This is a genomic window from Acinetobacter sp. LUNF3 (genome assembly GCF_022699605.1).
In the GTDB taxonomy this organism is placed as follows: Bacteria; Pseudomonadota; Gammaproteobacteria; order Pseudomonadales; family Moraxellaceae; genus Acinetobacter; species Acinetobacter johnsonii.
On record NZ_CP093968.1, the window covers coordinates 2,790,131 to 2,802,773 of the forward strand.

Genomic DNA, 12,643 nt, shown 5'->3' on the forward strand with positions numbered 1-12,643 from the left:
TCAGGGAATAAAAAAACCAGATAAGTATAATAACACTTATCTGGTTTGAATACTTCGAATTAACGAGTACGTGGAGCAATCTCAGTTTGAGCGAAGAAGTAGTTAACTTCACGATCAGCAGATGCTACAGAGTCAGAACCGTGAGCAGCATTTTCGTCGATGCTTACAGCGAAGTCAGCGCGGATAGTGCCTGGAGCAGCTTCTTTAGGATTCGTTGCGCCAAGAATTTCGCGGTGAGCAAGAACTGCGTTTTCGCCTTCAAGAACAGAAACAACAACTGGACCAGAAGTCATGAACGCAACTAGGTCAGCAAAGAAACCACGTTCTTTGTGCTCTGCGTAGAAACCTTCAGCTTCAGTTTGAGTCAAGTGTTTCATTTTAGTTGCAACGATTTGAAGACCAGCTTTTTCAAAACGAGCAAAAATGTCACCGATGTGGTTTTTAGCAACTGCGTCTGGTTTTACGATAGATAAAGTACGTTCAATAGCCATGATTGGCTCCTTAAGTCAATGTAGACATGAAAATTTTGGCGCATTATACCGACATAATGCACAATTTTCTGCTTTTACTCTGTAAAAAGTTGCTTTTTTCTATGCAAGGATTATCGTGCTTCGTCAATCCATGCCATTTGAATTGCTTCAAGCAAACCTTCAGTCGACTTGGTCGGATCATCACTAAAGTCTGGTAAGGCACACACCCAAGCATGTAAGTCCGTAAAGCGAATCCACTGCGGATCGACATCTGGATGAGCTTCATACAACTCAATAGCAATATCAATAGTGTCTGACCAACGTAAGCCCATGGTGGAGTCTCATCACAATGTAGAAGATACTGTACTGTAGCAAACTCTGAAATTTAAGCGCTAGTTTGTTTGAGATAAAATTGGGCTTTTTACAACGCGATATTTAAAAATGGTGCACTACAAATTAAAGTAACAGCTACCACCGCACCTATAGCCGCTCCCACCAACACATCACTTGGATAATGTAGCCCTAAAATCATGCGTGACGCGGCAACCAAAACAGTAAAAGGCAACATGAGCACCAATAAAATGGGCTGTACAAAGCCCAATAAAGTACTGACCATCACCGCATGTAAAGTATGACCTGAAGGAAAACTAAAATGGTCAAGCGGTCGCTCACCCATTCGAATCACCTGATGTACTTGATAGGGTCTTGGGCGAATAGTTTTGATTTTTAAAACTTTATAAATTAAAGTCCCGCACAATGAACCAAGCACCAAATACACGATTTGTAAACTGTAGACCAATCCTTGCAACAACCAAGTTAAAGCCAACATCGTGTACCAAAAGATGCCATCTCCCAATCGACTGATCCGCTTAAAAAAATTGGCTACAGCATGCGAATGGGAGAAATGATTGAGATAGACACAACCCTTTAAATCTAAATCTAATATTCTTATTTTTGCAGTTTTAAGATTCATACCACTTCTCCTTAACAACAATGTTGAAAGTTCAGCTGGAAAATCATTGTTATATGACGATTTAATGCATCAAAATCGCTTCTCGTTAAGCTCATATTAAAGGGTGTTTTTGACAGTTTGATGATTTAAGTTAAAACTCATCAAAATTACCCAACTCATCTTTATCACTGACGCTTTTAAAACAGCTATTGGCTAAGGTGCTGCCTTAATATTTGCCGCGTGATATAAGGCTTGCTCAAACTGTTTTACAGGATACTGCCAGCCCACACTTTCAATGTCCTGACGCGCTTGAGTTCCCATACATCTAAGTACCTTTTGCTCTGGCAACTGAATAATAGTTTGCATAAAGTGTGCCACTTGTCCAAAAGGACTCAACCACCCTGTTATACCTTGCTTGATATAACGCTGCGGACTGGCATAGTTATAGGCCACCACAGGTAAGCCACTGGCCATAGCTTCGAGTACCACATTACCAAAAGTCTCTATTTGACTAGCAAAAACAAAAGCATCTGCACTGGCGTAGGTTTGAGCGAGTGACTGCCCTGTTAAGCTTCCCGTAAAAATAACATCTGAGCCATTTGCCATCTCGGTTAATCGCTTACGATCCGGACCATCTCCCACAATCACCATTTTCAACTTGCGTGACTGCTGTTTCTTGATATTCAAATAACTTTGAATGAGCACATCGACTTCTTTTTCCGGAGATAAACGCCCTACATATAACAACACAGAAGTATTTGCATCTGCTTGCCAACGCTGACGGAATTGTTCTGAGCGATGCTCTGGATGGAAGCGAGCTGTATCGACCCCTCTCCCAACCTCAACCAAAGGACAAGTCACTCCAAAGGCCTGGAGTTGATTTAACGTCGTTTGACTCGGCACACAGGTGAGTACCGTATGGTTATGAAACCAGCGGAGATAACTTTCAATCGGTTTGACCAGCAAAGCCAAATCAAAGAAGCGGCTAAAATCATGAAAAGTTGAATGAAAGCCACTTGATACTGGAATTTGATGCGCTTGAGCTGCATACAGTGCAGTCAGCCCTAGAGGACCTTCCGTCACAATATGGACCACATCTGGCGCGAAGCGCTCAATCGCTTTGCTGACTTTAACATACTGTGGCATACCAAATTGCATGTCAGCATATTTAGGAATGCTCTTTGCCCAAACCAAACACTCCTGCTCTGCCTGAAAGTCAGTACATATGGTTTTTTGTATTGGGCGAATGAGCTGAATACGATGCCCCAGTTTCTGCAAACCTTTACACAGTTGTAATAAAGAGTTCGCCACACCATTGATTTCTGGTGACCATGTTTCCGTCACGATGGTTATTTTTAACTTTGGCTTAAGTGTTTCTTGAAGGATAGAGAGTTCTTGCTGAATATTATGCTGATGTTGTTGTTTGAGGTAAAACCGCTGAGTTTCTGGAAAATTGTGCTGTTTGAATAATTTTGTTGTTATTGAACCGATCATGTTATTCCAAACTTTTCTTATTTTTGCTCAAGTTTAGTTAAACTATTTGACAGTTTGATGATAATGAATGCAATCAAATAAAAAGACACCTATGATTAGTAGGTATCTTTTTACATATTAATAGTTTAAAGGCCTAAAATTTAAAACATCAAATTAATATACAAGCTATCCTTATACACACCTGCTGGGGTTAAGGCAGTTGGGCGTTCCATCAATTGCACCAAGACTACAAACTTATTTTGCTCAGTTGCTGGTTGAGCAATAGGGCTATTCCAACGTGATGCACTTGCTCCTGAAATATTCATTTGAGTTCTCAATTTATAGTTTTTCTCATTGACTAAATAACTACTCCCTGTTGCATTAGTTAAATTACGCGAATTGAATTTAATCGCGTAATTACTATCACAAGCCACTGAGAAAGAGGTTGCAGCTTGACTAAGATACGATGAACTTAGATTCAACTGGCTTGAAGTTAAACGCTCAATTTGACACTGTTTTGCATAAGCTATTGGGGTGGCCGCTACACAAAACAGCAGTATAATAATGTTCAGTTTCATGGCTCTACTCCATTTATTTACACTGAAGATCTAGTACTGATGAGTTGTCATCATTCTTAGTATCTGTAATTGTAAGTTCTGCCGAACAACTGCGTGCTTCTTTAGTTTTAATTTGTATCTTATATGTTCCCGGAATCAAACCATAAAGCGTTACGCTACCATCGGTAGAAATCGGATAAACCTCTCCTTCACCATTGTTATCAATATAAAGCTCCGAACCAGCAGCAAAAGACCGATTGTTACTATCTACTGGCTTAACAGTGACTTGTTTCGCATGGAATACTGGGAAATTGATGATATAACCGCGTTGATTTAAAGCTGTTAATTGTTTGCTTGAATACTGTATTTTATCTTCGATAGGTAGTTGATTTTGATCAAATGCAATGTCGTATTTAACATAAGGAATAACATCATGAATAAAGGTATACCCCTTTTTATTGGTTTTATCAACATAGGTCAGCGATCTTAAAATATCAATATCTTGATAATCCCCTACTTTGACTAGAGTAAATGCGTTATCAACCATTTTAGTAAAACTGATTTTATTACCCAACCAAACAACTGCTCCTCGATAATTTAACTGTGATTCACGATCTTCACGACCTTGCACATGATAGAAATCTAAATCTCCTACGTCTGTTTTAACAACACCATTAAAGTTAAACATCGTGTCTTCACTACGACGGTTTACGCCAAGAGAATAATCGAACCCGACTTGATTGGAGTCATATTTCACTAACTGGAGGTTTGTATTTTGGTCAGCTGATTGACTAAAGTAAACGGACTTATTATCAAAACTGTAGCTAAGTGAAAGAATGCCGCCTGAGTCTTTCCTGTCACCAAAAGAGTTGAAATAGCTTAAACCAAATGAAATTCGACGACCAAAATTCCGATTAAACCCAACATTTATTACCTTTTGGTTACTATTAGGAAACTCAGGATTTTCATAGTATTTTTGTTCTACATAGTTAATATTTAGATTATGTAAATAGGGCACATTACTCATACCAAAATATGCAAGATTTTCAAACTTCGGATAGTTAGAATTGGCACCTAACTCATCTCCTAAAAATTTAAAATCTTTTTCTGTATATTTTGAACTCGCCCCCATTGAAAATCGACCAAAGTCTTTACTTGCGGATAACCCATAGGAATAATTAAATTGGTTTTCATCATCATGAGAAGCAAGAACAACACTATCGAGAACAAAAATATTACTAATCGCTTGTGTCCACATGAACCCTATATTTTGTATATCTTTACTGTAAGATAAATTGCTTCCTAACGTTGTTGAGTTTGACATACCTCTGCGAAAATAAGTATTCACAAAGAAGTCCCTATAATCACTGCTATCCAAATTATAGTTATAACGAAGTTTACCTGCTGCAACACTATATTCATTCAAACCAGATCGTAATAGTCTATTGGTCACCATAATAGGAAAGCTTTGTACACTTCGATTCCCGAGTACATCCTCAACTACAATTTGCGCATTACCAGCTTGTTGGATTTGTGCCCCCATCAGTAAGTTATAATCACCAGGGCTCACCTTCTGATTATAAATATTTACGCCATTTATATATAAATCAACAGTAGAAGGAACGCGCGCACTCCCTTGTAAACTTGGCATATTCCAGTACACAAAATTCGGTCTTTCAGTGTAATTCGTACCCCAATTTAAACCTGCAAAACGTAAAGAATTAATCAAAGGGTTATATGTAGTTGTAGTATCCCCTACCGTTAAGCGGGTCATGTGTTCAGGAAATTCAAAATCGACACTACTACTTAAGCGAACCACTCGCTCATCTGTGGGGGTATTCTGATACAACATCGAGTTTTTCATGATCCAATAATCTTTGAAAACCCCTAACTCCATCAGTCCACTATAAGAGTTATTAGAATTACTAGTTGCATAAAGAAAATCATAATTTATGAAACCGCCAAAACTGGCCTTTTCAGGAATGATGCTATTGTTTAATGCATTAAAGTCCGTTTCAAAAAGTTCTGTTGGAATCGTGAGTTTAATGGATTGCGATGAATCATCAAAAGTTGACTGAACACTACTTGATGACACCAAGCAGAATTCTGGTCGCGAAGCTAAGGTTTTTAATTGCGCAGTTGAAATTTGACGTTCTGCCAGTACCTGACATTCAAGATAATATTGATCGCCCTGCTTTAATAAGGCAACATCCGTATGATGATCTAAATCATTAATCCATAAATTTGCAATATTTTCTTCCAGCACAGCTTCACTGGCATTCACATTTAGTGCAAAAAAAATATGAATAACGATAAGTATTCTTATTTTCGTATTCATCATAAACTCCCCACCTCAGACTAATCCGAGAATTTGAGTTCCACCATTTTATCGTTCTTATCAGTAAACAATTGAACATAATAATTTTTAGGATTTGATATTCGTGTATTGTTTAAATCATAGGACGTGCTTTTATTTGCAAGCAAATAACTCATAGTCTCCGTTTTAAAAACTTCTTTTTTATTAGCATCGACAATCTTCAAATTTGCAATTTGAATATGGGAATTCGCGTTATTTTTAACAACGAGTTTATTATTTTCCACATTAAATTTGAGTTTAACATCTTCTTGCTTACCAACAAAGAGGGGTAAATTAAAGCTGACCAGAAAATTTACTGAAGATTCTTTTACAGCCTGTGGAATTTCATCAACAATCACACGCCATGTCCCTTCTTGTTGCCCTTCTAAAACCGACTCTACTGGACGATTAAAACCGACACGAATGGTTTGCTTGCCATTGGCTTGTAAAATAAAATTCTTAGGGTTAATAATTAAACTATTGTCAGGCTCAAGCACATTTTCGCCATTGTCTTTTTGAGTCCACTTAAATGCTTTAACTTCAAAAATTCGCTTTTCTGTCTCATCTTTAGATTCTAGGGTTAATGTTGTTGTTCTTTGCTTTGCGGGATTTTGAATATACATTTGGACTGGGTCAACTGAAACACCAGCATGTGTTCCCGACATATAAAACATCGAAGACACCAAAATCGTTATTATTTTATTCATGTTACACCCCTTATTATAATTTTAAAAAACCTAACCTGATACTGTGATCAAGTTAGGCTTAGTTTGACCAGATTAGTAGTAAACTTTAATTTTATAAGTATCGTTGTATGTACCCGCACGTTGGAAGGCACTTACTGCTGCATTTGTAACAGATACAGAGTATACATCATCAGCTAGACCATTGTGATTTGAATTACCGAATGGAATTACACCACCGCCTGTTTTATTTGTAACAATTGTTGTTGGTACACGAACACTACCATCATCTTCATGTTTCACATAAGTGGTGTCACTTATACCAGCGTTTGCTGTTTGAATGTTAAGCGTATAGTGGGTATTACTACGCACAGTGTAGGTTGAACTCTGAGTTCCACCTTTTTTACTTAAGGTAATTGCACCACCACCGCTTACTTCACATTTTTTAGGGATTTCTAATTTAATAGGAATATCTTTTTCACAACCTACAGAAGTACAGTTCCCCCAGTTATTACCTGCATAAAGGGCTGTAGAACCTGCACTCATTAGCGTTGCAACTAGCGATGCTTGTAGTAATTTATTCATAGCGACTCTCCGAGATTTTTCTTTTAAAACTGATTAATTGTTATGATCACCCTTAATTAAACTGGACCTTGTTTGGCTACCAAGCTTTTCTTAAGCGTGTTTTTATTCTAGTTGTTCTGTATAAAAAACCATCTATGCAGCCTTTTTCACTCAAATAGAGACCCAACTTTAAAATCTCAACAAAGTAAAATTAATATATTGTTTTTATTGTCATTTTATTTATTAATTAATTTAATAAATCCCTGAAAATAGTTACACTACTTTCAGTGATGCACAATTTTAGTGCTTTTTTATATTTTAAATAGATCTCTGTTTTATCTTAGAAATTTTCAATATTTCAAATTTACATTTAATTACATATTTGGGTGAATAATTTCTTAACCCGCTAAAAAATCCATTTTCCATCTTTTTTTTACTTTACATTTCTACTAATTATTCAATTTAGGTCGATCATCTCGCTAAAATTCAAAGTTTATTCACATGCTATTTACCCAATTTCAGTGATTGAACAATATGACTAAAATCACATAATCAAGCCTTAAATTTACATGACCTACTATTTTAGAAATCAAAAACTCACACTAAAAACCCAAACGTAATGATAGGTACACTTTTTTGAGAGTTTCATTTATTGCAATAAACCCCATGGATACGTTATTAATCCAATAGTTTTTTGACAATATATGCTGCCCATATATCTAGCACTGAAATGGAATTCTCGTTGACTCCATATAACGATTTTGAACACGGGTAAGATCAACTTATAGCTGTGTACCGATAGCCATATCATGGCCCTATTTATACTCACATTTTTTTAATTAATAGCTTTGCCCTACATAAAACATGATAGTAGATCAATAAAAAACCCTACCGAAGCAGGGTTTTATTACTTAAAATAAGCTAGATTAGAAACTTAGTTCTTTTTTATCTACAATTTTGTTTGCTTAAATCTAAGGTACGAAAAAAAAGGGAAAGCATTGTTTTCCCTTTTTTAAAGGCACGTAACGTAACCTTAGTTCTTTTCTTTATCGACGATCTTGTTTGCCTGAATCCAAGGCATCATCGCGCGTAACTTACCACCTGTTACCTCAATACCATGCGCTGCGTTTTGACGACGACGCGCAGTCATTGATGGGTAGTTCAACGCACCTTCGTTAATGAACATTTTTGCATATTCACCAGATTGAATACGTTTAAGTGCATTGCGCATCGCTTCACGAGACTGTTCGTTGATTACTTCAACGCCAGTTACGTACTCACCATATTCAGCGTTGTTTGACACTGAATAGTTCATATCCGCGATACCACCTTCAAACATTAAGTCAACGATTAACTTAAGTTCGTGTAAGCATTCAAAGTAAGCCATTTCAGGCGCATAACCTGCTTCAACCAAAGTTTCGAAGCCCATTTTCACAAGTTCTACTGCACCACCACAAAGAACTGCTTGCTCACCAAATAAGTCAGTTTCAGTTTCTTCACGGAAAGAAGTCTCGATAATACCTGTACGACCACCACCTACGCCTGAAGCATAAGAAAGTGCTAGGTTACGTGCATTACCAGACGCATCTTGATGAATCGCGATTAAGTCAGGAACGCCTGAACCACGTTGGTATTCAGAACGTACAGTATGGCCTGGTGCTTTTGGAGCAACCATGATCACGTCTAAATCAGCACGTGGAACCACTTGGTTATAAAGAACAGAGAAACCGTGAGCAAATGCTAACGTTGCACCTTCTTTGATATTTGGCTCGATCACGTCACGATAAAGTTGTGATTGGAACTCATCTGGAGTCAAGATCATGACAACGTCAGCTTGAGCAACTGCAGCAGGAACTTCAGCAACTTTAAGACCTGAATTTTCAGCTTTTTTCCAAGAAGTAGAACCAGCGCGTAAGCCTACAGTTACGTCTACACCAGAATCTTTAAGGTTAAGCGCGTGTGCGTGACCTTGTGAACCGTAACCAATGATCGCTACTTTCTTAGATTGGATGATAGATAAGTCGCAGTCTTTATCGTAAAAAATTTGCATTGCTGTCTCCGCTAAAATGCTTGGTATTCTGTAATTCCATCAAGGGGTTTATTGTTTGATGAAATCCTCCTCTTTCTCAAAAGGAGGTTGAATCGTGTTAATTAATTAAATGGTTAAAACTTTTTCGCCACGCGCGATGCCTGAAACACCTGAGCGTACAACTTCAAGGATGGTGTTCTCTGCGAGTGCATCAATAAAACCATCAATTTTTTCAGTCGTACCCGCGATTTGAATGGTGTAAGTCGTTGGGGTGACATCAACAATTTGCGCACGGAAAATGTCCGCAGTTCTTTTGATTTCAGCACGTGCCGAGCCAAGTGATTTGACTTTAATCAACATCAACTCACGCTCAATGTGCGCACCTTCAGACAGGTCAACCACTTTCACCACTTCAACCAATTTGTTGAGCTGTTTGGTGATTTGTTCAATTTTATGGTCATCGCCATAAGTCGTTAACGTCAAACGAGATAAGGTCGGATCTTCGGTTGGTGCAACATTTAAAGTCTCAATGTTATAACCACGTTGAGAGAATAAACCCACCAAACGAGAAAGCGCACCAGCTTCGTTTTCTACAAGTACAGAGATAATGTGTCTCATGACGTGCGCTCCCCTTTACCTAACCACATATCTTGCATTGACTGACCTGCGATAAGCATTGGATAAACATGCTCTGTACGGTCAACCATCACATTAATAAATACGCATTTATCGTTGATCGCCATTGCTTCAGCAAGCTTCGACTCTAGCTCATCCGCATGGTCAATTTGAATGCCAACATGACCATAGGCTTCCATTAATTTAGGAAAGTCAGGCAATGAATCAATATAAGAACTTGAGTGACGTCCCTCATAGTTCATATCTTGCCACTGCTTCACCATCCCTAAAGCTTGGTTATTCAAGCAGAGGATTTTTACGTTTAGGCCATATTGCTTACACGTCGAAAGCTCTTGAATACACATCTGAATCGATGCTTCACCTGTGATACACACCACTTGTTGGTCAGGGAAAGCCAATTTCGCCGCCATCGCATAGGGTAAACCAACACCCATGGTGCCTAGGCCACCTGAGTTAATCCATTGGCGTGGACGTTTATACTTGTAATAGTTCGCACCAAACATTTGATGCTGACCTACGTCAGAAGTAATGATCGCATCACCATTGGTGATTTTATCCAACGCTTCCACCACTTGTTGTGGTTTCATTACGCCGTTTGCACCAGACTCATAACGCATACCATGAACTTTACGCCATTCATTAATTTGCGCCCACCAAGCAGCCATGTCTTCAGGATTTGGTTTAGACACATTCATTTGTTTCAACTGTGTCAACATTTCTTGAAGGACAGGTTCTACCGCACCCACGATCGGGATATGCGCCATGATGGTTTTTGAAATCGTCGCAGGGTCGATATCAATATGAATCACTTTGGCATTTGGACAGAATTTTGCTGGATTATTCGTCACACGGTCATCGAAACGCGCACCGATACACAAAATCACATCAGCATTGTGCATGGTCATATTGGCTTCATAGGTACCATGCATACCCAACATGCCAATAAACTGCGGATCATTGCCTGGAAATGCACCAAGCCCCATCAAGGTATTGGTTACTGGGAAGCCCAAAATGTGCGCCAGTTCAGTTAACTGTGCAGAAGCATTACCTTGAACCACGCCACCGCCTGAATAAATCACAGGACGTTTAGCATGAATCAGCTCTTCAATCGCTTTACGAATTTGACCTGAATGACCACGATGCGGCGGTTGATACGAACGCATCTTCACTTTTTCTGGGTATTCGTAAGCAAATTTCTCAGCAGGATTGGTTGCATCCTTTGGAATATCGACCACAACTGGACCTGGACGACCTGAAGCTGCAATATAAAATGCCTTCTTAATAATCGAAGGAATTTCGCTGGCATGGCGCACTTGGAAACTATGTTTTACGATCGGACGAGAAATACCGACCATATCTGTTTCTTGGAATGCATCTTCACCAATTAAATGTGACGCAACCTGACCTGACAAAATCACCATTGGGATTGAGTCCATATAAGCCGTTGCAATTGGAGTCACAGTATTGGTTGCACCCGGACCTGAAGTCACGAGGACCACACCCGTCTTACCTGTTACGCGTGAGTAAGCATCTGCCATATGGCCAGCAGCTTGTTCATGGCGCACGAGGTAATGATTGATTTTGTCTTGTTGAAAGAACGCGTCGTAGATATGTAAAACTGCGCCGCCTGGATATCCAAATACATGTTCAACGCCTTCGTCCGCCAATGCGCGAACGAGCATTTCACCACCAGATAAAAGTTCCAACGTGATTCACCCTAATCTTTATCACTGCAATGGTGGAAGGCACCAGCAGTGTTTCATTCATTGATTGTCTGCACTGTTATAGCACACATATTTCTTAGTTTTCATAGCAATAGGAAAAAATTCTGATCTGTATGCTGTTTGAGCAATATGAGATCTAAAACGTGTTGGGATAAACACATTTTTTTACTTTGTTCACGGTCTCGGCTAGAAAGCGTGTCCATTGCATGAAATGACACTTTATCGAAGGGTGATCGAGTAAAGGCATATAAAACTCAAGACAGCATTTTTAGGAGTTTCGTGACTAAAGTCAAGTTTAAAAATTAGCTTTTTTTTGTTTATTTACAGAGCGTTTGTTTTTTATTCATCACGGACAAAGAAAACTGAGCTGCTTTTTCTTGGTTTTTTAGTGCAAAAACAAATAGATTTCTATTTCACTGAATTTATTAATAAAAAAACATAATAAAACCCATAAATAAGTTTAATAAGATATTCACCCAAATTTAAATCCAACATCTATCTCAGATTTTTTCAGTTTTAAATATAGATCAGCATTTGTTCATCAGGTTTTAGCATAACCTTCTTATTTTCATACTGTGCCATAACGCATATTTCACGCATTAAACTGAGGATTTGACCTGCAAAATATTTCAAAAACACAGATGAAAAAATGCATCAAACAATGCTTATTGTTCTAAAATTGGCATAAAATAACGACAACGATAAACCCGATAAAATCCAATGATTACGGATATAAAAAGGACAATGGTAGATGAGTATTCAGTTTGCAAAAATGGCAGCATGTTTGGTGGGGATGGGGCTTGCAATGGGCAGTACACAAAGCTTTGCCAAGACGTATTATAAGTGGGTTGATAGCCAAGGCTCGACACATTACACCACGACACCTCCACCCAAAACAGCAAAGAAAAAAGGCAAAGTCGATACCTATGGTTGGAAAAATTCGCCACAAGCTGCGTCATCGGAAGCACCTCCACCTGCCAATATGCCAAATACCGTACCAGCTCCCCCCAATGCTGTACCAAGCGCTGCCCCAGCAGCACCAGCAGTTGATTTAGAAAATCAACGACGTGAAGCGAATGAAGCACTTGAACGTGGACAACAAGCTCGCCCTGCTGAAGTACAATCGAATAGATAACAACTTTCTCTACGCTAACTCATGAAGTAATTCTCATTATTTTGAGACTACTGCATTTTATAAT

The 12,643-nt window shown here is 38.6% G+C and carries 12 protein-coding genes; 1 reads left to right on the plus strand and 11 read right to left on the minus strand.

What is annotated here, in order from left to right; all coding sequences use genetic code 11:
- Positions 1-59: 59 nt before the first annotated feature.
- The 11 genes from ndk to MN200_RS13600 all read right to left on the minus strand — a co-directional run bounded on the left by ndk (position 60) and on the right by MN200_RS13600 (position 11,426).
- Positions 60-491: a nucleoside-diphosphate kinase gene (gene ndk, locus MN200_RS13550; protein ID WP_004983508.1), complete on the minus strand. Its 432-nt coding sequence runs from the start codon at positions 489-491 to the stop codon at positions 60-62.
- 110 nt (positions 492-601) lie between these two features.
- A complete protein-coding gene (iscX, locus tag MN200_RS13555) occupies positions 602-802 on the minus strand; it encodes a Fe-S cluster assembly protein IscX (protein WP_004697668.1) in 201 nt (66 codons plus the stop codon).
- An 89-nt stretch (positions 803-891) separates the two neighbouring features.
- Positions 892-1,443, minus strand: coding sequence for a phosphatase PAP2 family protein (locus MN200_RS13560; protein WP_058870303.1), 552 nt, complete (start codon positions 1,441-1,443; stop codon positions 892-894).
- 192 nt (positions 1,444-1,635) lie between these two features.
- Complete coding sequence (locus MN200_RS13565; RefSeq protein ID WP_058870304.1) at positions 1,636-2,916, minus strand: glycosyltransferase family 1 protein; 1,281 nt, start codon at positions 2,914-2,916, stop codon at positions 1,636-1,638.
- Positions 2,917-3,056: 140 nt separating this feature from the next.
- Positions 3,057-3,473, minus strand: coding sequence for a hypothetical protein (locus MN200_RS13570; protein WP_004983505.1), 417 nt, complete (start codon positions 3,471-3,473; stop codon positions 3,057-3,059).
- Between the two features lie 13 nt (positions 3,474-3,486).
- Positions 3,487-5,790, minus strand: coding sequence for a fimbria/pilus outer membrane usher protein (locus MN200_RS13575; protein ID WP_242760543.1), 2,304 nt, complete (start codon positions 5,788-5,790; stop codon positions 3,487-3,489).
- 20 nt (positions 5,791-5,810) lie between these two features.
- Positions 5,811-6,515, minus strand: a complete 705-nt coding sequence (locus MN200_RS13580; protein WP_201701623.1) for a fimbria/pilus periplasmic chaperone — start codon at positions 6,513-6,515, stop codon at positions 5,811-5,813.
- Positions 6,516-6,587: 72 nt separating this feature from the next.
- On the minus strand, positions 6,588-7,076 hold the full coding sequence (locus MN200_RS13585) for a hypothetical protein (protein WP_201701624.1): 489 nt from the start codon (positions 7,074-7,076) through the stop codon (positions 6,588-6,590).
- A 1,012-nt stretch (positions 7,077-8,088) separates the two neighbouring features.
- Entirely contained in the window at positions 8,089-9,105 is a 1,017-nt protein-coding gene (ilvC, locus tag MN200_RS13590; RefSeq protein ID WP_004983494.1) for a ketol-acid reductoisomerase, read from the minus strand.
- A gap of 105 nt (positions 9,106-9,210) precedes the next feature.
- Positions 9,211-9,702, minus strand: coding sequence for an acetolactate synthase small subunit (gene ilvN, locus MN200_RS13595; protein WP_004697653.1), 492 nt, complete (start codon positions 9,700-9,702; stop codon positions 9,211-9,213).
- Positions 9,699-11,426, minus strand: a complete 1,728-nt coding sequence (locus MN200_RS13600; RefSeq protein WP_058870307.1) for an acetolactate synthase 3 large subunit — start codon at positions 11,424-11,426, stop codon at positions 9,699-9,701. Before MN200_RS13600 ends, ilvN begins: the two co-directional genes overlap by 4 nt.
- A gap of 769 nt (positions 11,427-12,195) precedes the next feature.
- On the opposite strand from MN200_RS13600, the gene MN200_RS13605 reads away from it, so the two are divergent.
- Positions 12,196-12,579 (plus strand): DUF4124 domain-containing protein, encoded by a 384-nt coding sequence (locus MN200_RS13605; protein ID WP_058870308.1) that lies wholly within the window; start codon positions 12,196-12,198, stop codon positions 12,577-12,579.
- Positions 12,580-12,643 lie beyond the last annotated feature (64 nt).